Origin of the sequence: Hymenobacter nivis, from assembly GCF_006439025.1 — a bacterium.
GTDB classification, from domain to species: Bacteria; Bacteroidota; Bacteroidia; order Cytophagales; family Hymenobacteraceae; genus Hymenobacter; species Hymenobacter nivis_A.
Genome location: NZ_RCYZ01000003.1, coordinates 511,012 through 537,264, shown reverse-complemented (window position 1 = coordinate 537,264; position 26,253 = coordinate 511,012). Strand labels below are relative to the sequence as shown.

Here is a 26,253-nt window from a genome sequence, read left to right as displayed (position 1 = left end):
ATGAATTCATTGGCTACCCGGTTGCGGGCGGTAGGACTGTTCTACCGCAGCGTGGCGCCATTTATGGTGGGCACTTCCGTCTTAATTCTGCTCGTGGTGCTGTGGCCCGCCTTGCACGAAGGCTGGGCCAGCGGCTTGGTGCTGCAACTGTTGCTGGTAAAGCTGGCCACGGCCCCCGCGGTGTGGTACCTGTCCGAGCAACTGCGGCCCGACCAGTACTGGTTCTATTTCAATTTGGGCGTGTCGCGCCGATTCTTGTGGGTTGGCCTGGTGTTGCTCGACGGCAGCCTATTTCTGGGCTTGGCGGGGGCCCTGGTGGCCGCTTTCGCATGAGGCGGGCGGGGGCCCTCGGGGCCGGGCCGCACGTGCTGGAGGCCGACGGCATCCGGCTGGCGTTCGGAACGCGGCAGGTACTGGCCGACGTGTACCTGCGGGTGCAAACCGGCCAAATAGTGGGCTTGCTGGGGCGCAACGGCAGCGGAAAATCGGTGCTGCTGCAAACGGTGTTTGGGGCCCGGGCCACGCCCGACGCGTCGGTGCGCGTGAACGGCCGCCGGGCGGTGCCGGCCTTCGCGCAGCCCGGGCTCATCAACTACCTGCCGCAAGTGCCGTTGCTGCCACCGGGCGCGTCGTTGCGCCAAGCGGCGCGCCTGCTGCGGGTCGATGCGGAGCAGGCCACCGCTGGCTTCCCCGAGTTGCGGGCGCAGCTTGGGCAGGGCCCCGGCGAGCTGTCGGGCGGCACGGTGCGCCTGCTGGAGGTGCTGCTCCTGCTGCACGCCGACACGGCGTTTTCCTTGTTCGACGAGCCGTTTTCCGGCATTATGCCCGTGCACGTCGAGGCGCTGGCCCTCATCATGCAGCAAGCCAAGCAGCGCAAAGGCATCCTCATCACCGACCACCGCTACGCCGAGGTGCTGCCGCTGTGCGACGCAGTGTACCTGCTGCACCAAGGCCGCCTGCGGCAACTTGGGGCCGACCCCCGGGCCGAATTGCGCGATTACGGGTACTTAGCTACCTGATTCCGGCCAGTGCGCAGGCGCCCAATGCCTCGTGCTGGGGCCCCAGCCGCGGGCCGGCAAGGTTTAGCTGCAGGCGGCGGAAATCCATTTTTACGGTGTGCAAGCCGTTTGCATTATTCCGGCGGTAGTAGTAATAATTAGGGCTTTATTTATCGGTAAGGCCGGAATGGTTTGGTATTGAAGTAAGAATGCGTTATTCTTGTCATTATTAGTTATCCCTTTTTATTCCACACCGCTGCCAAACGCATATTATTCTTATTCCTATGGCTAAGTCGTCCAATAAAAATGCTGCCGCGCCCGAGCTGTTCGCGCCGGCCGAAACCCAGCCCGCCACTGATTTGGTAGCTGCGCCCGCGCCTGCCAAAAAGCCCGCAAAGGCCCGGGGCCCCAAAACCCCAAAACCGGCCGCCCCTCCGGCCGATACCGCTGCCCCCGCCGAGGCCGTGCACAGCGGCGCCACGGCCACCGACAACCTGCCCATTGCCGAGGCCGGCTCGCCCACCAAGGCCCCGGCCGACCGCCTCGACCAGATTTACGACGGCCTCAAGCAGAAATCTACCGCCAAACAGGCCATTTACCGCAACACCCGGGCCGCGTTCGACTGCCTGCGCACCGTATCGCAGGAGCTGGTGCGGGAGCTGGCCAGCAAGCGCCCGCCCCTCGACGCGAGCGTGGTGCTGGAGTACCACGCCGTCAACGAGCTGGAATTCCACATCCGGTTTTCGGGCGATTTGCTGGTCTTCGTCATGCACTCCAACATCGTCACCTTCCCCGACGAGTACGGCCCCATGCCCAGCGCTTACGTCAACGCCGACTTCCGGCGGCGGTTTTTCGGCCACATCATGGCCTACAACTTCATGGCCGACAGCATCAAGTACCAGCGCCTGAACGACCCCGGCTACCTCGTCGGCCGCCTGCTCGTCAACATCGACAACCACTACTTCCTCGAAGGCGTGCAGCAGCTGGAACTGCCTAACAACGATATGTCGGACAACGTGCTGACAGCCGACGCCATGCGCCTGTTCATCGAAAGCGCCATGATTGCCGCCGTCAACAACGACCTCATCGCCCCGCCGCTCCCCGAAATCCAGAAAATCAACGTCAAGCAAAAGCTGGAAAACCAACAAGTTAGCCGCGGCAGCAAGGTTGGCTTCAGCTTCTCTCACGAGCAGGTTATCTGAACCACGGATTTATCGGATTAAGCAAATTCACCGGATTTTGGGGACGATTCGCCAAGCTTAACTGGGGGCCCCAAGGGCGGGCTGCCGGCTATTAGCTGAACAAAAAAGGCCACTCAGTGAGTGGCCTTTTTTCGTGACAAGACAATCGCCCAAAATCCGACGAATACGCTTAATCCGATAGATCCGATAAATCCGTGGTTCGGCTACCGTATCCTACCTTCTGGCGGACTTTGGCCAGTACGCCGGCGCCGTAGGCCTGGGCCCGTTGGGCCCCGATGGCCAGCTGGGCGTCGATTTCGGGTAGGTTATTGATGTAGAAGTTGAACCGCTCGCGCTCGACGGCGAAACGCTTCAAAATCAGCTCAAAAAGCGCCTGCTTGGCGTGGCCGTAGCCGTAGCCGCCGGCTAGGTAGAGGCGGCGCAGCTCGGCGGTTTCCTCAGGCGAGGCCAGGAGCGAATACAGCTTGAACGTGATGTCGGTGTCGGGGTCCTTGGGCTCGGCGAGGTCCTTAGCGTCGGTGATAATCTTGCGGATGACTTTCTGCAACTCCTTCTCGGGCAAGAAAATATCGATGATGTTGCCGTAGCTCTTGCTCATCTTCGCGCCGTCAATGCCGGGGATGGTCATCAGCTCAGTATCCACGCGGGCTTGGGGCGGCACCAGTGTGTCACCATAGCGGCTGTTAAAAGCCTGGGCAATGTCACGGGCAATTTCGAGGTGCTGCACCTGGTCCTTGCCCACGGGCACAATTTCGGCGTCGTAGAGCAGGATGTCGGCCGCCATCAGCACCGGGTAGGTAAACAGGCCGGCGTTCACGTCCGAGAGCTTGTCACTCTTATCCTTGAAACTGTGCGCGTTGGCCAGCATCGGGTAGGGCGTGAAGCACGACAGGTACCAGGTCAGCTCCGTCACCTGCGGCACGTCGGACTGCCGGTAAAACAGGTTTTTCTCGGTGTCGAAGCCGCAGGCCAGCCACGCGGCGGCCACGGCGTAGGTGTTCTGGCGCAGCACCTCCGGGTCGCGCACGGTGGTGAGCGAGTGCAAGTCGGCGATGAAATAAAGCGACTCGTTGGCCGGGTTTTTCGACAGCTCGATGGCCGGGAGGATGGCCCCGAGCAGGTTGCCCAGGTGCGGGCGGCCGGTGCTCTGGATGCCGGTAAGGATGCGGGACATGAGAAAAATTAAGGTTTGAGGCGCACGCCCTTATTGTAGGCGCGCACCAAATCGGGCAATTGCACGCGGGTGATTTGGTTGCTGACCAGTTGCCGCTGCAATATCGGGTCGGCGGGAAAGAGGCCGGCTACGAGCGGGCTCAGCGCCTGCTGGGCAGTTAGGCCAGGGGCGTGCTTGGGGCTGTATACGAAGAAGTTATTGGTGCCCTTCTTGCGCAGTACGGCCAGCGTGATGTGGGCCTTCAGGGGCCCCATTTGGGCCACGTAGTAGTAGTGAAACATTTCAATAGGGCCATCGGCCACTACGGTTTCGAGTAGCACCGGGTCGGCAAACTGCGCATCGAAGCCCGCGCGTAGCTTAAACCCGTCTTGCCGCGCAAAGGAGTGGCCGTCTACGCTGAACGCTGCCACTTGCGCCAAGCGGAAGCTGCGCTCCTGGCCGTTGCGGATGCCGGCCATGGCGCCGGGCCGGTTGTCTTCGGCCAGCACCAGCTTGAGGTCGGCGTCGCCCTGGGCCCCGGTGGCCAGCTTGTAGTGGCCGGGCGCAAACGCAAACTGGGCCCGGGCCTGGCCCGGTAGTAAAAAAGAGCTGGTGAAAAGGGCGGCCAGCGGTAAGTATTTGGAGATGAAGGATAAATGCAACATAAAATGATAAATAAGGAAGGGATAATTACACGCTGTCGTCGTCCACGGCTTCGTGCTGCAATTCTAAGGTATCGGCGGTGCCCAAGTAGCGGTCGATGAAATAATGGGCGATATAAAGGACCGGCGTGAGCAGGATGGCGGCCGCGAATTTGTACCAATAATTGAAGTTGGCCACGCTCACGACCTGCGCCAAGCTCCAGTTGCCGAAGATATAAAAGGCCACGTACAGCACCACGAAGCTGTCGACGAGCTGCGAAACGAGGGTGGAGCCGGTGGCCCGCAGCCACACGTAGCGCCCGCCCGTGGCCCGGCGGATGGCCTGGAAAATGCTGGCGTCGAGCAGCTGCCCGACGATAAAGGCCACGATGGAGCCGACGATGATGCCCAGGCCCTGCCGGAAAATGCTCTGGTAGGCAAAGTCGATGTCGAAGGGACGGCCCCGGGGGTCGGCCTTGTTCACATCGAGCCAGAAATCGGCCGGCGGGAGCTTGGTGGTGAGGTAGATAACCCCGAAGGCGAACAGGATGAGGCCCATGGTGAGGTAGCTCACGCGCAGCACGCCGTCCTTGCCGAAATACTCGTTGATGATGTCGGTGGTGACGAACACGACCGGCCAGATGAGCACGCCCGCCGTGAGGTTGCCGGGCAGCACGCCCGTGAGCTTGGCCACCGAGAAAATTTTGACGCCGATGATTTCGGCCAGCAGCGCGTTCACTAGGAAAATGCTGCTAAGCACCAGGTACAGCTGCTGCTTTTTGTGGGCGAAAGATGCCATGCGGGGCCCCGGCTACACGCTCACCATCAAGCCTTCGAGGGCCAGCTCGGCGGTAGGAAACACGGCCCGGGCCTCCAGCAGCAGTGGCTCCAGGTCTTTGTAGCGGCTCGAAAAGTGGCCGAGGAGCAAGCGGCCCACGCCCGCGTCGTGGGCCAGCTGAGCGGCCTGGCGGGCGGTGCTGTGGTGGGTTTGGGCGGCGCGCGCGTGCATGTTGTCCAGGAAGGTGGCCTCGTGGTAGAGCACGTCGGCCCCGCGCACCAGCTCGGCCAGGGCGGGGGTGTAGAGCGTGTCGGAGCAGAAAGCGTAGCGGCGCGGGGCCGGGGCGGGGGCCGACACGTCGGCGTGGCGCAGGCCGGGCTGGCCGGCATCGGCGGGCAGGTCGTGGCCCTGGGCCAGCTGGCCGAGCTGGGCGGCGCTGAGGCCAGCGGGCAGGCGCTCCTTGAGCAGGCGGGGGCGGCGGGGCTGCTCGGCAAACAGGTAGCCGGTGCACGGCACGCGGTGGCGCATGGGCAGCGACGACACGGTGATGTGGACGTCTTCGTACACCACGGCGTGGGCCTCGGTGTCCACGGCCACAAACTCCATGGCGAAAGCCAGCTTCGTGCCCGACACCCGCATCTGGGTGGTCAGCACTTCATCCAAGCCCGGGGGGCCCACGATGACCAGCGCCCGGGTGCGGCCCTGCAAGTGCAGCGAGCCCAGCAGCCCAAACAGCCCGAAGAAATGGTCGCCGTGCAGGTGCGAGATGAACACCGCCCGCAATTGGTTCAGGCGGCTGCGGTACTCGAGCAGGCGCCACTGGGTGCCCTCGCCGCAATCGACGAGGTAGTGCGCGCCGCCCACGGTGAGGGCCTGGGCCGTGGGGTGGCGGCCCAGCGTCGGGGTGGCGGAGGCCGAGCCCAGGATTCGCAGTTCGAAAGTCAAATTACTAAGCTGTGGGCCAATAGCGGGTAGCTGTTAGCTTTTTTGAGTCAAGAATGAAAATCGCCCGCCCCAGGCGCAGTTGTTTGGCGAAAAGAAATTGGCTGTTAGCCGCGGCATTCCAAAGGAAAGCCACCAGCTAACAGCCAAGCGCTAACAGCTAAAAAAGCTATTCCTTGTCCGTCAAGTCGCGCTCGATGGCGTGCAAAAACACGCGGTCAATGCCTTCCTCCACCGTGGGCAGGATGTGCAGCACCGACTCGAGCTTGCTGATGGTGATGAGCTTGAGCACGTGGTCTTGCAGGCCGGTGAGCACCAGCAGGCCACCCGTGGAGTTGCACAGCCGGTTGGCAATGAGGATGGAGCTCAGGCCCGACGAGTCAGTGTATTTGACGTTGGACAGGTCCAGGATCAGGTTGTTGATGCCTTCGGCGTTGAGCTTCACGAACTCCGATTTGAGGTCCGGGGCAACGGTCGTATCCAGCTTTTTCTCGTCGATGGTGATGACGGTATAGCTTTCTTTTTTATCGATGACGTACTTCATGCGGCGGAGGAGCAGAGAAAAAGGATTAGAAGAGACGAAGGTAAACAGAAAAGCCCGATGCCCGCCGTGCCTTTCGGCCTACGGCCCCAACGGCCCGGCGAACGCCAGCGAGGCCCAGGTGGTGAGCCAATCGGCGCGGGCGCGCAGCGCCGGGGGCGCTTCGGCCGCGTCGACGGTGGCCACCAGGTAGGGCCCCGGTCCGGACAGGCGTAACAACAAACGGCCGTTTTGGTTGGCATGGGTGGTAAAATGCTTGGCGGGCAGGCCCCCGGGCTGCGCCTCCCACACCTGCACTAGGGCCCCGCGTGCCGGCTGCCCGGCCCGCAATACCCGCACGGTGAGGGCCGCGCCGGGGGCCAGGCGGTAGGGGTTTTGCTCGGGCACCAGCTCGAAGGGCAGGCCCAGCACGCGGCGGTAGGCCGTGTCGGCGGCCGGCGCTAGGAGCCCCACCTGCACCAGGGCCTTGGCGCAGCGGCGGTAGGCCTCGCGCCCGGGCTGGGCTTGCTGGCCGCGCTCCTGGCGGCGACGCAGGGCCAGCTCCAGGCCTTCTTCGCGCAGGTAGGCGGTGAACTGCGCGGCGGGCAACTCAATGAAAGCCAGGTTGCTGCGCAGCACCACGAGGTGCGTGCCGGGCCGCGCAAACGCCACGGCGGTGCGAAACGTGTCGGCCGGGGCCCCACCGGGCGGTGGCGCCAGGTTGGTGGAGTCAGCTGGGGCCGAACCGTAGCGCGCAAAAGCCAAAATTTTACTGGTCCGGTTGCCCCACGGGGCCCCCTGGAAGCCCGCGCCCACCAGCGGCCGCACATACACTGTTTCGCCCGGCGCGAGGCGGAAGCGGGTGGGCTGGAGCCAGAACTCGTGGGCCAGGCCGGCGCTGGCCAGCGCCAAAAGTGGGGCAAGGGTAAGGAAGCATTTGGCCATAATGCTAAAGCAGCGTTAACCCAAAGCGGCTATGGCGGCGGCTATTTTCTCGTTCAACTCATCCGCCAGCCGGCTGTTTATGCCTTGCCTGGCGGCTCGGCGCTGCTTGCTTTTCCCGTGCACCATTAGCAATGCCGCGACGAAGAAGAGGGGCAAGGACAAGATGGCGTACAAGCACACTTTGGTGATTAGCTCCCGCGAACCGGGCAGCTGCCCGTACAAGTAATAGCCTATTGCTATGGTTAGCAAAGATATTACTAGCCAGATTGCGAGTGGGAGAAGGAACGAATACCCGGTTTTGATTTCCTTCAGGGAAGCTAAATCCGTCGGGTTGGGGGCCGTCATGGCCTGCCAGGCGGTATCGTCCAGCACGTTGTAGATGGTGCCTGTGTCGTGGTTGCACAGCCGCACGTAGTGGCCGTTGGGACTGTCGCCGCGGAAGGCGGCAATCAGAGAAATGGCGTTGCCGTTGCGCAGGGCAATGCCGTCGAGCGGGAAGTGCACGTGCTCCTCCCGCCCGTCGGCTAGGCGCAGGAAGATGTCGTGGCGCGTGGTGTTGTACGACTTCACGGTGGGGGCCTTGATGCGCCCGCCGCGGGGGCCCACGTAGCCCCCGCCGCCCTCGCTGTAAATGTGCGACTGCGTGTGCTTCTGCGAATCCAACACGGTGCCCGTGTGAGTTTCCAGCCTGAAATTACTCATGATTCGTGCTGTGCTGCCGTTGAGCTGCGGGTAGGTTCGCCGGGGCCCTACTGCCGCTCCAGGGCCAAGGCGTAGGCCCGGTCGTAGTACACGCGCAGGTTTTTCCAGTCGAACAGCTCAGCGTGGCTTTCCACGTTGTTGCGCTGCTGGATGCGCTCGCGGCGCGAGAGCAACACGAACTGCCACATCATCTCGGTCAGCTCCTCGGCCGATTCGTCGAACGTGCGCTCCTGGCGGTGCACCACAAAAATGCCCTTCTGCTCGGGGTCGGGCACGTTTTGCAGGGCGTAGTCGCCGAAGCCCGAGAGGTCGCTCGTGACGGCGGGCACGCCGCGGGCCACGCACTCCAAGGGCGTGTAGCCCCAGGGCTCGTAGTAGCTCGGGAACACGCCCAGGTGGGTGCCGCGCACAAACTGCCCGTACTCCATGCCGAACAGGGGCGAGGTGGTGGACACAAAATCGGGGTGGTACACGATTTTTACCCGGTCGTGCTCGTAGTTCAGCAGGTTGGAGCGGCGCAGGAAGTTGAGGATGTCGTCCTTGGCGTCGTCCACCAGGTTGTGGGTGATGACCGGGGGCAGGGCGTTCGATTTCCAGCTTTGGAGCGTGCGGCGGTAGCGCAGCTTCCAGTAGTCGTCCACCATCGAGCCCAGCTCGGGTAGGCGCTGGTCGGAGCTGGCGGCGGCGGCGTAGAACAGCCGCTCGCCCACCTGCTCCTCGATGGCGCGGCAGGTTTGGCGCACTTCCTCCAGCACGGCGCGGCGCTCAAGCACCTGCGGGTTGATGCTGGTGAAGGCGCGCTTGGTGATGAAAAACATCACCACCTGCATGTCGATGCCGCTCTGCTGGAGGCGGTAGTTGAGGCGGGCCAGGGCCTCCAGCGTCAGGTCGAAGCCCTTGTTGTGGTACTCGTAGCGGCCCGAGGTGAAGAAGTACAGCGTCTTGTCCAGCTCGAACGAATAGGAGTGGAAGAAGTGGGCCATCACGAACTCGTGGATCTTGGCCTTGTAGAGCTGGTGGAGGTTCTGGAACTCGTGGCCGGCCACGAAGCGCTCCACGTTCAGGCCGTTGGGCAGCACCGCGTCCGGAATCCGGTCGAGCAGGTAAATGCACTCGCGCACCGTCAGCTCGCTCACGGTGGTGAACACGTGGCTGCCGTGGGCGGCGGCGCGCTCCATGGTCACGGCCGGCTCGATGGCGAAGTGGCGGCTCTCGGCCAGCCAGTCCACGCGCATGAGGTGGTCGTAGAAGTCGGGGTCGTTCATGGCCAGGTAGCGGCCCAGCAGCGTGGCGTGCGTCGTGAACACGAGGTGGGCCGGCGTGCCGTCGCGCCGCAGGTCGGGGATGGCCACGCCCGTCATCCACTCGTGGAAGTGCACCAGCAGCTGCTTTTCGCCCTTCAGGGCCGCCACGGTTTGGATGAACAGCTTGGAGAGGGCCCCGAAGGCCACCACCTGGTGCAGCAGGTCGTCGTTGTCGGGCATCGGAATGCCGTGGCGCTCCCAGAGGTCGCGCTTGATGTCACCCAGCCGGTCGTAAGCCTGAAACGGGTTGATGAGCACCACCCGCGGGCGGCCCGTCACGAGCCAGGCGCCGTAGCAAATGTCGTAGCCCTGGGCCCGCAGCGTGCGCACGGCGGCGGCGTAGGGGTCGTCGATGAGAGCGAGCTGGGTGTCGTCGAAGTTCTCAAATTCGCCCTGCGCCATGTGGGCGAAGTAGGGCCCCAGCAAGCAGTAGCGGTTGCCCCAGGCGGGCACGGTGGCCGGCACTTTGGACCGGATGACGGTGTAGATGCCGCCAACTTGGTTGCACACTTCCCAGGCTACTTCAATCAGCAGCGAGTCGGGCAGCAGGGCTTCGGAGGCGGGGGGAACGGAAGAATAGGGCATGGCGGGTGGGATAGTGCAAAAAACAGCGGCGGCGAAAGGTAAGCCGGCCCGGCCGCTGCCGCCGCGCCCGCCCCAACTATTTTTGGTACGGCCCGCGCGGCGCTCACGGTTGGCTCTGGGCCCGAATTAATTGGAAAAAACCTTCCCGGTAGGTTTCGCCCAGCGGAATGGCCGCCTCGCCCACGTACACGGTGTGGCCGTCCACGAGCCGAATTTTGTCGAGCGCCACCACGAACGACTTATGTACCCGCAGAAACGCCGGCTGCGGCAGCTGCTGGGCCAAGTCCTTCAGCGTCTGGTAGGTAACGATGCGCTGGCCCGGCACCACAATGGACACGTAGTTCTTCAGCGCCTCCACGTACAGGATGTCGGCGTAGTTGAGCCGCAGGAACTTGTTTTTGCTCTCGCCCTTCACAAACAGGTAGTCGGCCGCCGGGGCCCCCAGCGGCGCCGGAGCAGCGGCCGCCGGCGCCGGGGGCCCCAGCGCCAGGGTCTGCGCTTTTTGCACGGCGCGCAGGAAGCGGTCGAAGGCCACGGGCTTGAGCAGGTAGTCCACCACGTCGTGCTCGTAGCCCTCCAGCGCGTATTCGGGGTAGGCGGTGGTGAGCACGACCCGGCACTGCCGGCCGCAGATTTTCAGGAACTGCAAGCCCGTGAGTTCGGGCATCTGAATGTCGAGGAATACCAAATCGACGCGGCCCTCCTGCACCCATTGCAGGGCTTCGAGGGGGTTGTTGGTGGTGCCCACCAGCGCCAGCGTGGGCACTTTTTGGATGTAGGCGGCCAGCAGCCGGGTGGCGGCGGGCTCGTCGTCGACGGCGATGCAGCGGAGCATGTTTTGGTTTTTAGTTGTCAGTTGTTCGTTGTCAGTTGTCTGTCATCAGGGCCCCAGTCCGTTGCGCTCAGCATGACGGCCTTTTCTGACGACTGACAACGAACAACTGACAACTAAAAACTAAGCCGGCCCCAAATCTAGCTCCAAGCGGGTGTAGTGCTCGGTGCCGTCGTTTTGCACTTCCAGCGTGTGGCGGCCGGGGTAGAGCAGGGCCAGGCGGCGGCGCAGGTTGGCCAGGCCGATGCCGGTGGTGGCGTCGCGCGGGTGGGGCCCCACGCGGTTGCGCACCTCGAAGCACAGGCGGCCCGGCGTGGGCAACGTGAGGCAGATGTCCACGGGCTGGTCGGGGCGGTGGAGGACGCCGTGCTTGAGGGCGTTTTCGACGAACGGGACGAGCAGCAGGGAGGCCACCCGCTGCCCGCCCACGGCCGCCGGCTGCCGGAAATTCACAAAAAACCGGTCTTCGAAACGCAGGCGGTGCAGGGCCAGGTAGTTTTCCAGGTACTCTACTTCGCGGTGCAGCTCCACGCGGCCGTCGGGGCCCTCGTGCAGCATGTAGCGCATGAGGTCGGAAAGGCGCAGCACGGCCCCGGCCAGCGGCTCCGACACGGCGTAGGCCTCGGCGTAGAGGTAGTTGAGGGTGTTGTAGAGGAAGTGCGGGTTGATTTGGGTTTTGAGGAACGCCAACTCGGCCTGGGTTTTTTCCTGCGTCAGGAGCTGGGTGGCGTGGTCGTTTTCGCGCCGGAGCACCGCCTCAATTTTCCAGGCCAAAGCCGACAGCACCACGATGGGCGGGCTCAGGTACACGTCGTCGATGGCAAACGCTTGCCAGGAGCTGCTCGGGTTGTAGTTGCGCAGGCCGAACAGCGCCGGCATCAGCATTTCCTCCACCAGGTAGCGCACGGCGCCGAACACCAGCGGCGTGGCCAGCAGGCCCAGTAGTAGCTGGGGGCCCCGGCCCGGCCGCCAGTAGCGCGGGTAGACGAACGAAAAGCAGTAGTAAAACAGCACCATTTGGGTGAGCCACAGCGTGGCCGTGAACAGCAGGTATTCGGGCACGTGGGTGGTGCGGTTGATCAGCACGCCGACTTCGTCGTGGGCAATCAGCAGGGCCCAGCCCAGGGCGTGGTACAGGGCAATCCGGGGGCGGTTCATGGCCTAAAAGTAGGCGGCCGGGGCCGGCGCGGCGGGCCCCGCGGGCGCCGCCGCCGGCTGCCCCAGCGCGAATAAGTGCCGGTAGGAGAGGGCCAGCACTGCGCCCACGGCCGCCGTCCAGCACGTAATGAGCAGGGGCGAGCCCAAGATGCCGTACGTAGCCATAAAGCCGGTGGCCAGCAGCGAATTGAGGGCCCCCAGCAGCACCGCGGCGGCGATGGGAAAGGGCAGTAGGAAAAACGCCAGGAACACCCACGGCCGCGCCTGGCCGCGCAGCGCCGCCCAGGCGCGCACCAGCGGCGGCACCGTGGCCAGCACCACCAGCGCGCCCCCCAGGGCCCAGGCCGTGGAGTAGGGCAGGAACTTGCTTAGGGCGTACACCTCGTCGTTGCCGCCCATGAAAACGGCGCCCAGAATACGGGCAAACGGCACGGTGGCCATCACCAGCGCGAAGCCCAGCGACTGCCGCGCCGCGGGCTGGCGCGGGCCCAGCAGCCCGTAGCCCACCCAGCCTACGGCAAACGTGAACGCCGGCCCCGCCAGCGTGGCGGCCAGGTTGGTGTAGGGGTGCCCGGTGGCGCAGGTGCTGCACAGGCTCCACACGTTGAAGTCGCGGGGGCCCCAGCAGCCGCACAGCAGCCGGCCCAGGCCGGTGTGCACCAGCTCGTGGGCTTCGGCCAGCCCAAACACCAAGGCCCCAAAGGCCAGCAGCCCCGGCCAGGTAAGCGTAATTTTCATGGTAAAAACGGAGAGGAAAACGGCCAGTAGCAACCGGGCGCAAAAGTGCCGGCGGGCGGGGCGGCCGGAAATTTTATTATCCCAACCCGGCCAAACGGCGGACGACCCGCCCGCCGGGGCCCCCAGCGGCGTTGGCGGCCGGTTTGCGGGGGTTGGGATAATAAAGTTTTGGACCCCCGGGGGCCCCGGCACCTTTGCTTCATCGCCGTTCACCAAACCGCTTTCGCCCCGTCGCCATGTCCGTTTTCCGCACCGCCGCCCGCCTCCTGTTGCTCTCGTTGCTGGGGCCCGCCACCGTTGCTTTGGCCCAAACCAAGCCGGCGGCGCCCGCCAAAATCAAGGTGTATTTGGTGGGCACGTTCCACTTCAGCGGCTCCGATTCCGACCTGCACAAGGGCACCAAAACCGACATGAAAAAGCCCGAAATGCAGCGCGAGCTGGACGAGCTGGTGGGCAAACTCGCCCAGACGCGGGCCGACAAGGTGTTCATCGAGTTCAAGTTGAAGGAGCAGCCGTTTGTAGACAGCACCTACGCCCTGTACCGCCAGGGCCAGTTCAAGGCCAGCAACAACGAAGTTTACCAACTAGCCTACCGCCTGGCCAAGCGGCTGGGCCGCCCCCGGGTGTACTGCGCCGATGCCGCCGGGATGCTCGATTTCGAGGCCACTCAGGCTTATGCCAAGCAACATGGCCAGGAGAAAATCCTGGAAGGCGCGATTGCTAGCGCACCCCAGGACAGCGCCGGCCGGCTCGTTGCGGCCCGGGTGGGGGCCCGGCAAAGCCCTGCTAAGTTGCTCCTAATGCCGGGCGGTACGCTGTTGGAGCGCTTTATTCGACAAAATACCCGCGCCGCCGAATTGGCCCAGATGGACGCCTACCTGCTAGATTTTGCCCGCATTGGAGGGGGCGACAACTACGCGGGGGCCGACCTGGCGGGCGAGTTTTTCAAGCGCAACGTACGCATCTACACCAACTTGCTGCGGCAAGTGGACGTGCAGCACGACAAGGCCGTGGTGCTCGTCATCGGGCAGGGGCACGTGGCGTTTTTGAAGGCCATTCTCCAGTACAACTCGCTGTTTGAGGTGGCCGACGTGGTGCCGCTGCTGCAAGCCAAGTAGGGCCCCGGGGCCCCAACAATACGGCTCGGTCGTAGTTTGCACGCCGGTTCCCGGGCGGCTGCCCGGCGCCGGTACCCCTCCTCTTATCCCCTTCCGCAATGGCCGCCGACACCACCAACGTCCTCACCCTCGAACACGAAATCCTGCCCGTGCTGACCCAGCGCCGCAGCCCCCGCGCCTACGCCGACCAGCCCGTGCCGGCCGAGGCTTTGCAGCAAGTATTCGCGGCCGCCTCGTCGGCCTCCTCGTGCTTTGGCGAGCAGCCGTGGCGCTTTTTGGTGGGCAACCGCGCCACCTCGGCCGAGGCCTACGACAAGATCTTGGCCAGCCTGGCCGAGTTCAACCAGGCCTGGGCCAAGGCCGCGCCCGTGCTGGTGGTAAGCGTGGCCAAAACAACGTTCTCGCACGACGGCAACGCCAACGCCTGGGCCACGCACGACGTGGGCCAGGCCGTGGCCACGCTCGCCGTTCAGGGGGCCGAATTGGGCCTGCAAATCCACCAAATGGCCGGTTTCTCGGCCGATAAGGTGCGCGCCGCGTTCGGTGTGCCCGAGGACTACGCGCCGGTGGCGGTCTTCACCCTCGGCTACCCCGGCGACCCCGCCGGCCTGCCCGACGCCCTGCGCGAGCGCGAAATGGCCCCCCGCGTGCGCAAGCCGCTGGCCGAGTTCGTGTTTGAAGGCGGCTGGCCCCAGCCCGAAGGGGAGCGCTACGACCAAGCCCCGGTGTAGCCCTGCGCCGGTGCCGCATAACAGAAAAAGGCCTTCCCGCGCAAGCAGGAAGGCCTTTTTTAGGGCCCCGGGCGGGGCAATGCGTTTGGCTTAGTGCAGGGCGCGCTGCTTGATGATGCCGCCCTGGGCGTCGTCGACGCGGTACTGCACGATGAAGGCGCGGGGGTCAATGTCCTTCACTTGGGCGCGGAGGCCGGGCAGCTCCAGGCGCGTGACGACCGTGAACACGATGTCGCGCTCCTGGCCCATTTCGCCGCGCTTGCCGTAGCCGGCCTTGCCTTGGTACATGGTCACGCCGCGGCCCAGCTTCTCGGTGATGGCCTTGCGGATGTCGTCGCTGTGTTCCGACACGATGGTGACGCCCGTGTACTGCTCGATGCCGTTGAGCACGAACTCCAATACCCGCGCCGCGGCAAAGTAGGTGAGCATGGAGTACAGCGCCGCCTCGGTGCCGAGCACGGCCACGGCTACGCTGAAGATGACGAGGTTAAGAATCAAAATCAAGTCGCTGACCTTGAGCAAGCTCAGGTGGCGGCTCACGAGCAGGGCGGCAATTTCGGTGCCGTCGAGCACGGCCCCGCCGCGCATGGCCAGCCCAATGCCCGCCCCGATGAACACGCCCCCGAACACGGCCGTGAGCAGGTGGTCGTGCGTGACGTCGGGAAACGGCACCACGGCAATTACCAAGGCCAAGCCCCCGATGCCGATGGCGCTGCGCAAGGCAAATTTTTTGCCCAGTTGGTTCAAGCCCAGGGCAATGAAGGGCAGGTTGAACACCAGGATGAGCACCGACAGGGGCAAGTGCATCACGGCGGCTAGCAGCATCGAAATACCAGTCACGCCGCCGTCGATGAAGTGGCTCGATAGCAGGAATCCTTTTAAGCCAAATGCCGCCGAGGCCACGCCGGCCAGGATAAAAGCTGCGTTTTTGAGCTCCGAATTGGGGGTGTTGACGGTAGCGGCGTTGCCGGAGAGGGGGAGGGCGGCCGCAATTTCAGAGGTAGGGTTTTCTTCCATGGCAGGGGTATAAAACGAAACCCCAGATGACTGGGGTTTCGGGTAAAGCTACAAAATGAGCGCTGCGCGCCGGGGCCCTATTGGGCCAGCACCACCACGCCGTAGGGCGCCAGGGCCACGCTGCCGTGCCAGCCCAGGCCGTCGTATTCGCCGGCGGCGGCCGTGGTGCCAAGGCAGCCGTAGTCGCCAAACGAGCCGTCGTAGCCCTGCCAATCCGAGTTGAAGCGGCACGGCCAGTCGCCGCCGGCGGGCAGGCCGATGCGGTAGGCTTCGTGGGTTTTATCGGCGAAGTTGGCGATGACCACCACCGTGTCGCCAGGGCCCCCGTCGCCGTCGGCCCAGCGGGCAAAGGCAATCACTTTTTCCTCGTTGTTGATGTGCAGGATGCGGGTGTGCTGGCCGCCCAAGCCACGGGTGTGGCCGTCGAGGTTGCGGCGCAGCCGGATCAGGTCGCGGTAGAGCTGCACCAAGCCCTTGAATTCTTCGGCGCGGCCCCACTGCAGGGGCTCGTTGTCGTTGAACGAGCCATCGGCCAGGAACTCCTGGCCCTGGAACAGCATGGGCAGGCCCGGGGCGGTGAGCACAATGGCGGCTCCCAGCACGGCGCGCTTCTTCGGGAACCACGAATCGGCGGCGCCGGGCATGATTTCCTCCGGGATGCGGCTCTTGCCGTTGGCCACCTCGTCATGGCTTTCGGTGTAAATCACCCGGCGGAACGCGTCGCCGTTGTAGGTCTGGGTGATGGCGCCGGCCACGGCGTGCATGTCGCGGTCGGCGTCGCTGGCGGCCGTAATGGCCTCGTGCATGGGGTACACGAAGGCCGAGTCCCACTGCGAGTTGAAGCCTTGGCCGCCTTCGGCCACCGCGGCCGTGATGCCGTCGTTGCCGCGCATGTCCTCGGCGATGGTGATTTTCCAGGGCATCTTGCTGTCAATCTCCTCGTTGATCCAGCTCATCAGGCTCCAGCCCTCGGGCAAGTTATCGCCGGGGTCTTCCTCGCCCTTCACGTTGCGGATGAAGGCAATGGCGTCGGCGCGCAGGCCGTCCACGCGGTAGTCCTCCAGCCACATCATGGCGTTGTCGCGGATGTACTGGCGCACCTCGGGGCGGCCGTAGTCGGGGCGGTTGTCGCCCCAGGGCGTCTTGGCCTTCCAGTCGTTGTAGAAGTAGATGCCGCCGCCGCCGTTCTCGCTCCAGCCGTCGAACTGCCACAGGTCGAGGTCGCCGGGGCCGAAGTGGTTGTACACCACGTCGAGCACCACGGCGATGCCGTGCTGGTGGGCCGCCTTCACCATCTCCTTGAAGGCCAGGGGCCCGCCGTAGTCGCTCTCCAGCGCAAAGGGGTTGGCAGGGTTGTAGCCCCATGAGCGCGAGCCCGGAAACTCGGTGGCCGGCAGCAATTCGATGCAGTTGATGCCCAGGTCGCGCAGGTAGGGCAGCTTGTCCACCACGCCCATGAACGTGCCCACCTTGTCGGCGTCGGGGGCATTGAAGGTGCCTACGTGCAGCTCGTAAATCACGAGGTCGTTCCAGGCCGGCATGCGGAAGTCGTCGTCGGCCCAGTCGAAGCTAGGGTCGAACACCACCGAGTTGCCGGCCGAGTTGGTCACCTCGCGGGCGTAGGGGTCGTTGCGGCGGAACGTTTGGTCGCCGTTAGTGATTTCAAACTTGTACTCGGCGCCGGGCTTGGCCCCGGCCACATCGGTGGCCCAGTAGCCGTCGGCCTCGTGCTTGAGGGCATTGGCCTGGCCGTTCCAATCGTTGAAGGTGCCGACCACGGCCACGGTGTCGGCGTGGGGGGCCCACACCCGGAAGGTGGTGCCGCCGTCGTAGGGCACGGCGCCCATGCCGCCGTGCGTGCTGGGGGTGGGCTGGGGAAGGGCAACGGGGGTAGAAGTTTTTTTAGCGGGAGCAGCTGAACGGGTCAGAGGAACAGTGGTGGACATAAAGGGCATAAAATACCCCGCTGGCGCGGCCAAAGAACGGCCGGTGGCGGGCGGGGTGCGCACTTATACGCACGTTTCCATTTTTAGTCTAACTGAACCTAAGCATTGCGCTATTCCGCTTGGCCACCACCTGGTTAGGCAACCGATTACTTAGTACGCGCAGCTAATTTGCCAGCGGAATGAGCAATTTGGGCCCCGGGGTTGTTTATTGCCCGTTCACCACCCCTATTCGCCCGGATGCCCCGCCCAAAACCTCTTATTCACGGCCTCTACGGCTGGACGCCCGCCTACGGCTTCCGCTACGTGCACCCCGCCAACCGCCGCGCCTTCGAGCTGCTGGAGCCGGTGGGCAAGCTGTTCGAAAAAGTGAGCGAAGACGAAGAGAATGAGTGGCTCACGCTGCGCTACGACGAGCAGCAGTTCTTGGTGCGGCCCGAGCTGTTCCAAGAAATCAGCCAGAAGCCGCCCTTCAGCTTCGGCGACGAGGTGGAAGAGATTATGCCCGCCCTGGGCCAGTACCGCAGCTTCGGCCTGGTGTCGGACGTGTTCTGGAACGAGGCCACTGACCAGGCCACCTACCAAATCGTGCAGCGCAAGCGCAAGCTGGCCCGCGTCTTCCGCGCCGACGAGCTGCGGTTCGGGTAGCGCAGAAGTGGCCGCGGCTGGTCCCTCTGGCCCCCTGGTCCCCCTCTGGCGCGAGTTTAGCGCAGCGTAACTCGTGTCGGCAAATCGGGCGAGGCTGTGCCTCGCGTGGAACGACCCGAGAGGCCGTCGTTTCGCCCCTTTCAACCCGTGGTGCCGCTGGCGCGGCAGTGGAGGCGCAGCCTCCACGCCAAGGCAGGCACGAGTTAGGGCTTCGCCTAAACTCGCGCCAGTGGGGAGAAGTAGTTAGCGTTTATTATAAGAAAGAATAACTGTCATCCTGAACGCAGTGAAGGACCTGAGGACAGCTGAACGGTTTGCAGTAATTGTTCACTGCAAATCGTTTCGCTGTCCTCAAGTCCTTCACTGCGTTCAGGATGACAGGCCCTGGCGAATCCGTAAACCTAAAAACCTACTCCACCAGCACGCCGATGTAGTAATTAAACGTGTCCACTTCCACGTTCTCCAGGGTGGCGCCGGGCAGGGCCAGGGGGGCCCACTTGGTGGTGGGGGTGAGGAAGCGGTACTCGCCCCCCTTGGTGCGCACGCGCACCGGCAGGTCGAAGCCCGGCACGCTGGCCTGCCAGCGGCACATGGGGGGCTGGGTTTTGCTGAAGCGCACCTCCAGGATGGGCAAGGTGCTGTACTGCAGGTACTGGGCGAAAATCTTGGTCAAATCGCGGCCCGACTCTTTGCTGAGGTAGGCAATGACCTGGTCGCCGGTGACGGTTTGGTGGTAGAAGGTTTTGCCGAGGCCACGCAGCATCTGGCGCCACTTCTCGTCGTCGTTCACCACGGTGCGCACCATGTTCAGCAGGTTGCTGCCCTTGTCGTACATGTCGCCCGAGCCTTCCTTGTTCACGCCGTAGGGCCCCAGGATGGGCGCCGCGTTCTGGATGTTTTGGCGCTGGCCGTGCACGTAGGCCTGGCCGGCGGGCTTGCCAAATTGGCTCTCCACAAACAGCGCCTCCGAGTAGCACGTGAAGCCCTCGTGCACCCACATGTCGGCAATGTCCTTGCTGGTGATGTTGTTGCCAAACCACTCGTGGCCGCTCTCGTGGATGATGATAAAGTCCCAGGTGGCGCCCCAGCCCGAGCCCGAACGGTCGGAGCCGAGGTAGCCGTTCAGGTACTTGTTGCCGTAGGCCACGGCGCTCTGGTGCTCCATGCCCAGGTGCGGGGCGTCCACCAGCTTGTAGCCGTCCTCGTAAAACGGGTAGGGCCCAAACCAGTGCTCCATCGATTTGAGCATGGGCTTTACGTTGGCCGCGAAGTGGGTTTTGGCCTTGGCCAGGTTGGCGGGCAGTACCCAATAGTCCAGCGTCAGGGGCCCCTTCTCGCCGGCGTAGGTATCGCTGAAGTGGGTGTAGTGGCCCACGTTCAGAGCCACGTCGTAGTTGTTGATGGGGTTGCGCACGGCCCAGTCGAAGCGCGTGTAGCCGTCCTTCAGGTCCGTCACGCGGCGCAGGCGGCCATTCGACACGTCTTGCAAACCGGTGGGTACGCTGATGCTGATGAGCATGGAATCTACCTCGTCGGCCTGCTGGTCCTTGGTAGGCCACCAGATGCTGGCGCCCACGCCCTGGCAGGCGCTGGCCACCCACGGGGCCCCCTGCGCGTCTTTGGCAAACACCAGGCCGCCGTCCCAGGGCGCTTTTTTGGCCACGGTGGGCTTGCCGCTGTACTGTACCGTGAACTCGTCCTGTGCCCCCTTCTTGATAGCCTGCGGGAAGGTGACGAACACCGCGTTGGCCTCGCGCACGAACGGCACCGACTGCCCGCGGTACAGCACTTTATCCACCGCAAGGTTGGCAAAAAGGTCGAACTGCAGGCGCGTGAAGTCCTGCGTGGCCGCAAACCGGAACAGGTTGCTGCCGCTCACGGATTGCTGGGCCGGGTCGAGGCGCACGTCGAGGTGGTAGTACTTGATGTCGTAGCAGGTGCGGGCCGCCGGCTGGCCGCCGCGCAGCGTATCGGCCCGCGTGAAGGCCAGCTTGGGCTGCATCAGTTGGGCGCTGGCGAGCTGCGCGGGGCCCCACAGGGCAGCCAAAAGGAGGGCTTTTTTCAGAAGCATGGGAGGAGGTACTGTTCGGGCCCCAAAGAACGGCATGCTAAACGCAGGGCTGCACGACGGGCCATTATGTCGGCGCGCGCTGTCAGTCTGTAGTGCGGGCTTTGTGGTCCGCAGCGCTGAACGGTGGCTGCCCGATTATCGGTAGGACGAAGCGCGCTACAGCGTGCTACACCCCTAGGTAGATGGCCGCTACCACGCCCGCGGCGCCCAGCGCCAGCAGCGCCAGGTAGCGGGGCCCCGCGAAGCGCAGCCACTCGTCGAAGCCCACGCCGCAGGCGGCGAGCATGGCCATGAGGGCCCCGTTGGTGGGCGTTATTAGCTCGCAGAGGCCGGCGGCGTACTGGAAGGCCAGCACCACCACCTGGCGCGAAAGGCCGATGAGGTCGGCCAGGGGCACGAGCAGCGGCATGGTGAGCGTGGCCTGGCCGCTGACGCTGGGCACGGGCAGGTGCAGGGCGGTTTGCACGCCCATCATGCCCAGGGCGGCGGCGGCCACGGGTAGGTGGGCCAGCGGCGCGGCCAGGGCCTGCACCAAAGTATCGACGATGTGGCCCTGTTCGAGCACCACAAAAATGGCCCGCGCGAACCCCACCAGCATCGCCGAAAAGGCCATGTCGCGGAAGCCCGCCACGAAGCCGTCGGCGGTGCCGCTCAGGCCCAGCCCGCCCAGTACCCCCGCCCCGATGCCCAGGGCTAGGAACAACGCCGACATCTGGTCGAAGTCCCAGTTCAGCCGCACCACGCCGTAGGCAAACAGGGCAAACACCCCGAACATGAGCAGCAGCACCAGCCCGTGGCGGCCCGCGCCGGGGCCCTGTTCGGCGGCTTCCGCGTCGGCCGCCGCATCGGCGGCGCTGGGCACCACGCGGTAGCGGGCGGCGTGGCGCATGGTGGTGGCCGTCCACAGCACGAGGGCGGGCACCAGCAGCGCCACCCGGTAGGCGCCGCCCGAGAGGGCCGGCAGCTGCGCCAGCTTCTGGGCCACGCCCACCTGGAAGGGGTTGAGCGGGCTAAACGCGGCCCCCACGGCCGCCGCCCCCGTGCTGATGGCCACCGCCGTGAGGGCCGGGTAGCCCATGCGCCGCATCAGCAGCACCAGCACCGGCACGAGGGCAATAATTTCTTCTCCCATGTTTTCGAGGGCCCCCATGGTGGCGAAAAACGCGGCCAGCAGCGGCAGCACCAGCCATTCGCGGCCGTGGGCGCGGGCCAGCAGCCAGTCCACGCCGTAGCGCAGGGCCCCCGTGCGGTCCACCACCGTGAAGGCGCCGCCGGAGAGGAAAATCAGGAACACCACGGCCCCGGCGTCGAGCAGGCCACGGGGCACGTCCACCAGCGTTTGAAGGGGCCCCACGGGCGTGGCCGGCACCGGGTGGTAGCTGCCAGGCACGACCACCTGGCGCTGGGTGGCGGCGTCGAGGCGGCGCACAAACTCGCCGGCCGGCAGCACGTAGCTCAGCGCCGCGGCCAGCACAATAAAGCCCATCAGCAGCACGAGCGGGTGGGGAAAACGGAAACGCGTCATGGGCGCAAAGGTGGGGCCCCCGGGGCTACGCGGCCAGGGCCAAGGTTACTCCACCACCAGCGGCTGCACGGCGCGCCAGCTGCCGGCCTGCACCAGCACGTGGTAGAGGCCCGGGGCCAGGCCGTTCAGCGGCACCTCGGCCGCGGTGCCGGCGGCCGGCAGCGGCACGGTTTGCGTGCGCACTACGCGGCCCCGGGCGTCGAGCAGCACTACGGTGGCCCGCGCCGCGCCGGATACGGCGGGCACCCGCACCGTGGCCCTGGCGCGGGCCGGATTGGGGAAGGCCGCCACGCCGGCCAGTGGCGCCGGGGCGCTGGTAGCCAGCGCCGTGCCGTCACCCAGGACCGCCAGGTAAGCTGTGGCGGCGCTGTTGGGGTTGGCCACCGCCAGGGCCCCGAAGCTGGCCGAGGCGCTGGCAAAATCGCCGGCCACGTACACGCCGGCGGTGCCGAGGGCCACGGCCGTGGCGTAGTCGTAGCCCGGCCCGCCGGCCCGCGTGGCCCAGGCAAAGGCGCCGCTGGGGCCCGCGTCGGTCAGCTTGGCCACGTACAGGTCGATGAGGCCGGCGGTGGTGAACGTGGTGCTGCCGAAGGTGGCCGCGGCGTTGCCCAACACGTTGCCCGCGAAGCTGCCGGCCATGTACACGTCGGCCCCGCGCACGGCCAGGGCGTTGGCGTAGTCGTCGCCGGGGCCCCCGGCGCGGCGCGCCCAGGCAAAGGCCCCGCTGGGCCCGGCATCGGCCAGCTTGGCCACAAACACGTCGTAGTACAAATTATCAGTAGTGGTATTGGCCAGCACGGTGCCGCCGAAGGTGGCCGTGGGGCCCTGAAATTCACCGGCCACGTACACGTTGGTGCCGCTCACGGCCAGCGCGTTGGCGCGGTCATCGCCCGGCCCGCCGGCTCGTTGGGCCCAGGCGAAGGCGGCGCTGGGGCCCGCATCGGCCAGCTTGGCCACGAAGGCGTCGTGGCTGCCGTTGGGGTTAACGTTGGCCAGCGCCAGGGGCCCAAACGCGGCCGTGGCGCTGGCAAAGCGGCCGGCCAAGTACACGCTGGCGCCGCTCACAGCCACGCCCGTAGCCACGTCGTCGCCGGGGCCCCCGGCGCGCTGGGCCCAGGCGAAAGCCGCGCCGGCGCCCCCGGCTTCCAACGCGGCCACGAACGCATCGGCCCCGCCGCTGCCGGCGCGGGCCAGGGCCGTGCCGCCGAAAGTGGCGGTGGCACTGCCAAAGGCACCGGCCACGTACACCCGTGGGCCCGCGGCGGCCAGGGCCGTGGCGTAGTCGTCGGCGGGGCCCCCGGCCGGCTGGGCCCAGGCGAAGGCGCCGGTATCGGCCGCCAGCTCGGCTACGAAGACGTCGCGGGTGGCGCCACTAGGGTCGGCGTTGGCCAGGGTGAGCGCCCCAAACGCGGCCGTGGGGCCCCCGAAGCTGCCCGCCACGTACACATTGCCCCCGCTTACGGCCAGGGCGGTGGCTCCATCATCGCCGGGGCCCCCGGCGCGCTGGGCCCAGAGGAAAGCGCCGGTGGCCGGGCTCCACTTGGCCACGAAGGCGTCGCGCCGGCCGTCGGCGGTGGCGTTGGTGAGGGCGAAGGAACCGAAGCTGACCGTGCCAGCGAAGTTGCCGGCCAAATACACGTTGCCCGCGTCGTCGGTGGCCGTGGCGCTCACGGACGAATAATCGCCGCTGGTCGAGCTGGCCGCCACCGCCGCCCGCCAGGCCGGCGCCTGCGCCCGGGCCCTGCCTGCCCCCAGCACCAGCAGCAGCCCCAGTAGGAAACGAGCGGCCTGCCCGGCCGCTCCGCGCGGTGACCTGCCCGGGGCCCCCGCATCTGGAGTAACCGCCGCCAGCGCGAGGCCTTTTGAATCAACGCGGGGAGTAAGCATTTGGCAGGGTGCGAGCAGGAAGAATGGGCGCGGAAGATAGGGACCCAGGCCGGCCGGGCCGTTACTTCGCGGCATGCCGCACCCCACCACTTTTTTGCGCGACGTGCCCGGGGCCCTCACGGCGCTCTCGGCCATGGTCACGCCCGCCATTCTGGTGTCGGCTTGCGGGGCCTTGGTGCTCACCACCTCGCAGCGCCTGAGCCGCAGCCTGGAGCGGGTGCGCGCCGTAGCCGCCGCCCTCAAAACCCTGCGCGATGCCATTGCCGCCGGGGCCCCGCCCGACGCCGACGAGCACGGCTACCTCACCCAGCAGCTGGTGTTTTCGGCCCGCCGCGCCCGGCTCTTGCAACAGGCCATGACTTGTCTTTACCTGGCCCTGGGTATCTTTGTGGCCAGCATCGTCGTCATCGGGGCCATCGAGGTGCTGGCCCTGACGGCGGCCTGGCTGCTGACGGGACTGGCCCTGGCCGGCAGCGGAATGTTCTTCTACGCCAGCGTGTTGTTGATTTGGGAGTCGCGGGTGGCGTTACGCGACGTAGGCTCTGAGACGGACTATTTACTGCAGCACAATCCCCTGGCATGACCTCAATTTAGGGCCCGGTTATTGTACTTCCCGGGGAAGTCCCACCGGCCAATTGGGCCGGTGCTGTTGTTTTTGTTTTACTTGCCGCGCCCACGGCTTTTTGGGTACATTGCTGCTGCGGTGCGCGAAAAAGCATGCGCCCCGCCTGTTATCAATTAATTAGTGATTGTTATGAGAATTGTCCCTTCGAACCACATCCAAGTCTCGGTCCCCGACGACTGCCAGCTCCACGAGCTGGACATTTGGTCCTCTTGCTACGCCGCCATCGAAGCCGGCACCAAACCGTTTGACGTGCGCCTGAACGACCGCAACTTCCGGGCCGGCGACGCCCTGCTGCTGCGCGAGTTCGACCCCGAAACCGGGGCCCACAGTGGGCGCATTGCCCTGCGCTGGGCCAGCCACGTGCTGCAAGGCGGCACCTTCGGCATCGAAGAAGGCTGGTGCGTGCTGGGCCTGGCCGAGCACCCGCCGCTGCCGGCCGGCATCAGCGACACGCGCCTCTGGTAGACCCCCGGTAACCCGAGCCGCTGGCGCCCCCGCGCCGACGGCTCGTTTTCGGTCCCCGCGCTTTGCAATCGTTACCGATTGTGGGCCGCGGGGTTTTTTGTGGGTAGTTGGCGCGGTCGGGCGTTGCCCCTTAAGCTCTTGGAGAGGATGAATGCGGTTCTTCGGTTCGCGCTACGGCCCGGCCGCCCGGCCCCATCCCGCGGCGTTAGGCCGGCTGGTCCAGCAGCCAGTTCACGGCCACGCCTTCGTCGGTGAAGATGCGGGCCTGGTAGGGGCGCTCGGGGGCCAGGGCGTGGGCCACGGGCGCGGCTACCGCGGCGTCGGCGTGCATTTGTTCGATGCGGGCCGGCGAGCTAAACACGGCCAGCCGCAGCGGGGACGGCGCCAGCTGGGCCGCGGCTTCCGGAAAAAACTCCCTGGCGAGCCAGTTGGTCTCCACCACATCGATGGGGCCCCCGCGGCGGGCATCGAGCAGCCAGCGGGCGCAGCCGTGCCGCTGGGCCTGGGCCAGGAGCTCCAGGTAAGAAGCCTGGGCTTCGGCCAGGGTAGTTTCGCGCAGCCAGCGCAGAAATAAGACGTGGAGGTCGGGCCGGTGGAGGATGCTGTAAGGAGCCAAGGCGACGGACGCTAAAGTGCACTAAAGGGTAGGTAGAAGCTGGTTAACAGGTGCTAAACCGGCAGGGTTTTGCCGCCACGGGCCCCAGCAGATGGGCGGAGCCCCTGGCCCGGCGAAGGGCGGTAAATGCCAGTCCGGTTGCGGACCCCGGCGGCAAGCCGCGCCGCCGCCCCACCTTTGCCCGGCCGCTGCCTTTCCCCACTTCGCATGACCTTCGCCGACTTCAAAGCCCTGCACCAGCGCCGCCAGACCGAGTACCTGGCCCACCACGGCCACCGCCTGGCCGAGCGCCAGGAGGACAGCTTCGACCTGACGCTGTTTGCCGTGAACGACTTCTATGCCGAAACCTGGCGCAGCCGCGGCGAGGAAGCCGTGCTCTTCATCCACGTGTTCCAAAAGCCCGCCGGCCTGGGCGAGTACCTGGCCCGGGTGCAACTGCCGCGGGGCTTGTAGGGCCCCTGGGGCTACTTGCCCGGTCGGTCCACGTCGGTGATCTGGCCCTTGTTCTGCATGGTGCGCAGGTCGAGCAGGGTCAGCGAAAACGATTCTTTGCTGTACTTGGCCGGGGCGTTGAGGTCGTCGATGGGGTGGCTGTTGTTCACCTGGTACTGGTTGGCTACCAGCTCCACGAGGTTGCCCTCGGCGCTGACGACCTTGAGGAGCGAGTAGTTGGGGTCGCCCTCTTTTTCGTGCACCGTGTAGATGTCGCCGGCGCGGGGCGCGGCCAGGAAGGCGGCGTTGGCCTTGTCGTCGCGCGAGCTGGCCACGCTGGCCCACACGATGCCCACCACCAGCAGAAACACGCCGGTCCAGTGCCAGATAGGGGCCCGGAACTGCTTTTTGAAGGCCTGCACCTCGGGGCGGATGGCGGCGGGCAGCGCCTTTTCGTCCCAGGCCTGCTGGCAGTGCAGGCACTGCGTCACGGCGGGCCGGCTGTAGGGCAGCACCGGCACGTAGTAAATGTGCACGTAGCGGCTGAACACGCTGAGCTGCAAGGCCTCGGGGGTGGCGCAGGAGGGGCAGGCCAGGCCGGGCAGCGGCGCCGTGTGCAGGTGCGCGCCGTTGGTTCCGTAAATAATCATGCGGATAGAAGCTGGACGAGGATAAAT

The 26,253-nt window shown here is 65.6% G+C and carries 27 protein-coding genes; 9 read left to right on the top strand and 18 right to left on the bottom strand.

The window, feature by feature from the left end:
• The 3 genes from EAH73_RS10175 to EAH73_RS10165 all read left to right on the top strand — a co-directional run bounded on the left by EAH73_RS10175 (position 1) and on the right by EAH73_RS10165 (position 2,200).
• Positions 1-333 carry a hypothetical protein gene (locus EAH73_RS10175; protein ID WP_140466373.1) on the top strand — a complete coding sequence of 111 codons (333 nt, stop codon included), beginning with the start codon at positions 1-3 and terminating at the stop codon, positions 331-333.
• Positions 330-1,019, top strand: coding sequence for an ATP-binding cassette domain-containing protein (locus tag EAH73_RS10170; RefSeq protein ID WP_140466372.1), 690 nt, complete (start codon positions 330-332; stop codon positions 1,017-1,019). Before EAH73_RS10175 ends, EAH73_RS10170 begins: the two co-directional genes overlap by 4 nt.
• A 263-nt stretch (positions 1,020-1,282) precedes the next feature.
• On the top strand, positions 1,283-2,200 hold the full coding sequence (locus EAH73_RS10165) for a hypothetical protein (protein WP_240047204.1): 918 nt from the start codon (positions 1,283-1,285) through the stop codon (positions 2,198-2,200).
• Between the two features lie 169 nt (positions 2,201-2,369).
• Here EAH73_RS10165 and trpS read toward each other — a convergent pair whose 3' ends face one another.
• The 11 genes from trpS to EAH73_RS10110 form a co-directional block, all read right to left on the bottom strand.
• On the bottom strand, positions 2,370-3,374 hold the full coding sequence (gene trpS, locus EAH73_RS10160) for a tryptophan--tRNA ligase (RefSeq protein ID WP_140466371.1): 1,005 nt from the start codon (positions 3,372-3,374) through the stop codon (positions 2,370-2,372).
• A gap of 8 nt (positions 3,375-3,382) precedes the next feature.
• Positions 3,383-4,018, bottom strand: coding sequence for a hypothetical protein (locus EAH73_RS10155; protein ID WP_140466370.1), 636 nt, complete (start codon positions 4,016-4,018; stop codon positions 3,383-3,385).
• A gap of 25 nt (positions 4,019-4,043) precedes the next feature.
• Complete coding sequence (locus EAH73_RS10150; protein WP_140466369.1) at positions 4,044-4,793, bottom strand: queuosine precursor transporter; 750 nt, start codon at positions 4,791-4,793, stop codon at positions 4,044-4,046.
• A 12-nt stretch (positions 4,794-4,805) separates the two neighbouring features.
• Positions 4,806-5,717, bottom strand: a complete 912-nt coding sequence (locus EAH73_RS10145) for a ribonuclease Z (RefSeq protein WP_140466368.1) — start codon at positions 5,715-5,717, stop codon at positions 4,806-4,808.
• Between the two features lie 166 nt (positions 5,718-5,883).
• Complete coding sequence (locus tag EAH73_RS10140; RefSeq protein ID WP_140466367.1) at positions 5,884-6,258, bottom strand: STAS domain-containing protein; 375 nt, start codon at positions 6,256-6,258, stop codon at positions 5,884-5,886.
• A gap of 78 nt (positions 6,259-6,336) precedes the next feature.
• Positions 6,337-7,179: a DUF4198 domain-containing protein gene (locus EAH73_RS10135; RefSeq protein WP_140466366.1), complete on the bottom strand. Its 843-nt coding sequence runs from the start codon at positions 7,177-7,179 to the stop codon at positions 6,337-6,339.
• A gap of 15 nt (positions 7,180-7,194) precedes the next feature.
• Positions 7,195-7,881 (bottom strand): hypothetical protein, encoded by a 687-nt coding sequence (locus EAH73_RS10130; RefSeq protein WP_140466365.1) that lies wholly within the window; start codon positions 7,879-7,881, stop codon positions 7,195-7,197.
• Between the two features lie 47 nt (positions 7,882-7,928).
• Complete coding sequence (locus tag EAH73_RS10125) at positions 7,929-9,770, bottom strand: glycosyltransferase (RefSeq protein ID WP_140466364.1); 1,842 nt, start codon at positions 9,768-9,770, stop codon at positions 7,929-7,931.
• Positions 9,771-9,873: 103 nt separating this feature from the next.
• A complete protein-coding gene (locus EAH73_RS10120) occupies positions 9,874-10,605 on the bottom strand; it encodes a LytR/AlgR family response regulator transcription factor (RefSeq protein WP_140466363.1) in 732 nt (243 codons plus the stop codon).
• A 120-nt stretch (positions 10,606-10,725) separates the two neighbouring features.
• A complete protein-coding gene (locus tag EAH73_RS10115; RefSeq protein ID WP_140466362.1) occupies positions 10,726-11,760 on the bottom strand; it encodes a sensor histidine kinase in 1,035 nt (344 codons plus the stop codon).
• Positions 11,761-11,763: 3 nt separating this feature from the next.
• Positions 11,764-12,498: a hypothetical protein gene (locus EAH73_RS10110; RefSeq protein WP_140466361.1), complete on the bottom strand. Its 735-nt coding sequence runs from the start codon at positions 12,496-12,498 to the stop codon at positions 11,764-11,766.
• A 236-nt stretch (positions 12,499-12,734) separates the two neighbouring features.
• On the opposite strand from EAH73_RS10110, the gene EAH73_RS10105 reads away from it, so the two are divergent.
• Positions 12,735-13,616: a DUF5694 domain-containing protein gene (locus EAH73_RS10105; RefSeq protein ID WP_140466360.1), complete on the top strand. Its 882-nt coding sequence runs from the start codon at positions 12,735-12,737 to the stop codon at positions 13,614-13,616.
• Between the two features lie 98 nt (positions 13,617-13,714).
• Positions 13,715-14,347, top strand: a complete 633-nt coding sequence (locus EAH73_RS10100) for a nitroreductase family protein (protein WP_140466359.1) — start codon at positions 13,715-13,717, stop codon at positions 14,345-14,347.
• Between the two features lie 90 nt (positions 14,348-14,437).
• Here EAH73_RS10100 and EAH73_RS10095 read toward each other — a convergent pair whose 3' ends face one another.
• Both EAH73_RS10095 and EAH73_RS10090 read right to left on the bottom strand, forming a co-directional pair.
• A complete protein-coding gene (locus EAH73_RS10095) occupies positions 14,438-15,364 on the bottom strand; it encodes a YitT family protein (RefSeq protein WP_140466358.1) in 927 nt (308 codons plus the stop codon).
• 77 nt (positions 15,365-15,441) lie between these two features.
• On the bottom strand, positions 15,442-17,310 hold the full coding sequence (locus tag EAH73_RS10090; protein ID WP_240047203.1) for an alpha-amylase family glycosyl hydrolase: 1,869 nt from the start codon (positions 17,308-17,310) through the stop codon (positions 15,442-15,444).
• Positions 17,311-17,547: 237 nt separating this feature from the next.
• Here EAH73_RS10090 and EAH73_RS10085 point away from each other — a divergent pair, with 237 nt between their 5' ends.
• Positions 17,548-17,955 carry a DUF6960 family protein gene (locus EAH73_RS10085; protein WP_140466357.1) on the top strand — a complete coding sequence of 136 codons (408 nt, stop codon included), beginning with the start codon at positions 17,548-17,550 and terminating at the stop codon, positions 17,953-17,955.
• A gap of 409 nt (positions 17,956-18,364) precedes the next feature.
• Here EAH73_RS10085 and EAH73_RS10080 read toward each other — a convergent pair whose 3' ends face one another.
• The 3 genes from EAH73_RS10080 to EAH73_RS10070 form a co-directional block, all read right to left on the bottom strand.
• Positions 18,365-20,026 (bottom strand): M1 family metallopeptidase, encoded by a 1,662-nt coding sequence (locus EAH73_RS10080; RefSeq protein ID WP_140466356.1) that lies wholly within the window; start codon positions 20,024-20,026, stop codon positions 18,365-18,367.
• 166 nt (positions 20,027-20,192) lie between these two features.
• The gene (locus tag EAH73_RS10075; RefSeq protein ID WP_140466355.1) at positions 20,193-21,551 is read right to left on the bottom strand and encodes a YfcC family protein; all 1,359 of its coding nucleotides are present in this window, start codon (positions 21,549-21,551) and stop codon (positions 20,193-20,195) included.
• Between the two features lie 45 nt (positions 21,552-21,596).
• Complete coding sequence (locus tag EAH73_RS10070; RefSeq protein WP_140466354.1) at positions 21,597-23,438, bottom strand: T9SS type A sorting domain-containing protein; 1,842 nt, start codon at positions 23,436-23,438, stop codon at positions 21,597-21,599.
• Between the two features lie 73 nt (positions 23,439-23,511).
• On the opposite strand from EAH73_RS10070, the gene EAH73_RS10065 reads away from it, so the two are divergent.
• Both EAH73_RS10065 and EAH73_RS10060 read left to right on the top strand, forming a co-directional pair.
• Positions 23,512-24,021, top strand: a complete 510-nt coding sequence (locus tag EAH73_RS10065; RefSeq protein ID WP_140466353.1) for a DUF2721 domain-containing protein — start codon at positions 23,512-23,514, stop codon at positions 24,019-24,021.
• A 171-nt stretch (positions 24,022-24,192) separates the two neighbouring features.
• A complete protein-coding gene (locus EAH73_RS10060; protein WP_140466352.1) occupies positions 24,193-24,528 on the top strand; it encodes an ASCH/PUA domain-containing protein in 336 nt (111 codons plus the stop codon).
• A gap of 205 nt (positions 24,529-24,733) precedes the next feature.
• On the opposite strand, the gene EAH73_RS10055 is transcribed toward EAH73_RS10060, so the two are convergent.
• Positions 24,734-25,144 (bottom strand): hypothetical protein, encoded by a 411-nt coding sequence (locus EAH73_RS10055; protein WP_140466351.1) that lies wholly within the window; start codon positions 25,142-25,144, stop codon positions 24,734-24,736.
• A gap of 207 nt (positions 25,145-25,351) precedes the next feature.
• On the opposite strand from EAH73_RS10055, the gene EAH73_RS10050 reads away from it, so the two are divergent.
• A complete protein-coding gene (locus EAH73_RS10050; RefSeq protein ID WP_140466350.1) occupies positions 25,352-25,597 on the top strand; it encodes a hypothetical protein in 246 nt (81 codons plus the stop codon).
• Between the two features lie 11 nt (positions 25,598-25,608).
• Here EAH73_RS10050 and EAH73_RS10045 read toward each other — a convergent pair whose 3' ends face one another.
• Complete coding sequence (locus EAH73_RS10045) at positions 25,609-26,226, bottom strand: hypothetical protein (protein WP_140466349.1); 618 nt, start codon at positions 26,224-26,226, stop codon at positions 25,609-25,611.
• Positions 26,227-26,253: the final 27 nt, after the last annotated feature.

Bases quoted from the DNA above. Each gene is read 5' to 3' on its own strand.
- EAH73_RS10175 (WP_140466373.1), top strand. From the start codon at position 1: ATGAATTCATTGGCTACCCGGTTGCGGGCGGTAGGACTGTTCTACCGC.
- EAH73_RS10170 (WP_140466372.1), top strand. From the start codon at position 330: ATGAGGCGGGCGGGGGCCCTCGGGGCCGGGCCGCACGTGCTGGAGGCC.
- EAH73_RS10165 (WP_240047204.1), top strand. From the start codon at position 1,283: ATGGCTAAGTCGTCCAATAAAAATGCTGCCGCGCCCGAGCTGTTCGCG.
- trpS (WP_140466371.1), bottom strand. From the start codon at position 3,374: ATGTCCCGCATCCTTACCGGCATCCAGAGCACCGGCCGCCCGCACCTG.
- EAH73_RS10155 (WP_140466370.1), bottom strand. From the start codon at position 4,018: ATGTTGCATTTATCCTTCATCTCCAAATACTTACCGCTGGCCGCCCTT.
- EAH73_RS10150 (WP_140466369.1), bottom strand. From the start codon at position 4,793: ATGGCATCTTTCGCCCACAAAAAGCAGCAGCTGTACCTGGTGCTTAGC.
- EAH73_RS10140 (WP_140466367.1), bottom strand. From the start codon at position 6,258: ATGAAGTACGTCATCGATAAAAAAGAAAGCTATACCGTCATCACCATC.
- EAH73_RS10135 (WP_140466366.1), bottom strand. From the start codon at position 7,179: ATGGCCAAATGCTTCCTTACCCTTGCCCCACTTTTGGCGCTGGCCAGC.
- EAH73_RS10130 (WP_140466365.1), bottom strand. From the start codon at position 7,881: ATGAGTAATTTCAGGCTGGAAACTCACACGGGCACCGTGTTGGATTCG.
- EAH73_RS10125 (WP_140466364.1), bottom strand. From the start codon at position 9,770: ATGCCCTATTCTTCCGTTCCCCCCGCCTCCGAAGCCCTGCTGCCCGAC.
- EAH73_RS10120 (WP_140466363.1), bottom strand. From the start codon at position 10,605: ATGCTCCGCTGCATCGCCGTCGACGACGAGCCCGCCGCCACCCGGCTG.
- EAH73_RS10115 (WP_140466362.1), bottom strand. From the start codon at position 11,760: ATGAACCGCCCCCGGATTGCCCTGTACCACGCCCTGGGCTGGGCCCTG.
- EAH73_RS10110 (WP_140466361.1), bottom strand. From the start codon at position 12,498: ATGAAAATTACGCTTACCTGGCCGGGGCTGCTGGCCTTTGGGGCCTTG.
- EAH73_RS10105 (WP_140466360.1), top strand. From the start codon at position 12,735: ATGTCCGTTTTCCGCACCGCCGCCCGCCTCCTGTTGCTCTCGTTGCTG.
- EAH73_RS10100 (WP_140466359.1), top strand. From the start codon at position 13,715: ATGGCCGCCGACACCACCAACGTCCTCACCCTCGAACACGAAATCCTG.
- EAH73_RS10095 (WP_140466358.1), bottom strand. From the start codon at position 15,364: ATGGAAGAAAACCCTACCTCTGAAATTGCGGCCGCCCTCCCCCTCTCC.
- EAH73_RS10090 (WP_240047203.1), bottom strand. From the start codon at position 17,310: ATGTCCACCACTGTTCCTCTGACCCGTTCAGCTGCTCCCGCTAAAAAA.
- EAH73_RS10085 (WP_140466357.1), top strand. From the start codon at position 17,548: ATGCCCCGCCCAAAACCTCTTATTCACGGCCTCTACGGCTGGACGCCC.
- EAH73_RS10080 (WP_140466356.1), bottom strand. From the start codon at position 20,026: ATGCTTCTGAAAAAAGCCCTCCTTTTGGCTGCCCTGTGGGGCCCCGCG.
- EAH73_RS10075 (WP_140466355.1), bottom strand. From the start codon at position 21,551: ATGACGCGTTTCCGTTTTCCCCACCCGCTCGTGCTGCTGATGGGCTTT.
- EAH73_RS10070 (WP_140466354.1), bottom strand. From the start codon at position 23,438: ATGCTTACTCCCCGCGTTGATTCAAAAGGCCTCGCGCTGGCGGCGGTT.
- EAH73_RS10065 (WP_140466353.1), top strand. From the start codon at position 23,512: ATGCCGCACCCCACCACTTTTTTGCGCGACGTGCCCGGGGCCCTCACG.
- EAH73_RS10060 (WP_140466352.1), top strand. From the start codon at position 24,193: ATGAGAATTGTCCCTTCGAACCACATCCAAGTCTCGGTCCCCGACGAC.
- EAH73_RS10050 (WP_140466350.1), top strand. From the start codon at position 25,352: ATGACCTTCGCCGACTTCAAAGCCCTGCACCAGCGCCGCCAGACCGAG.
- EAH73_RS10045 (WP_140466349.1), bottom strand. From the start codon at position 26,226: ATGATTATTTACGGAACCAACGGCGCGCACCTGCACACGGCGCCGCTG.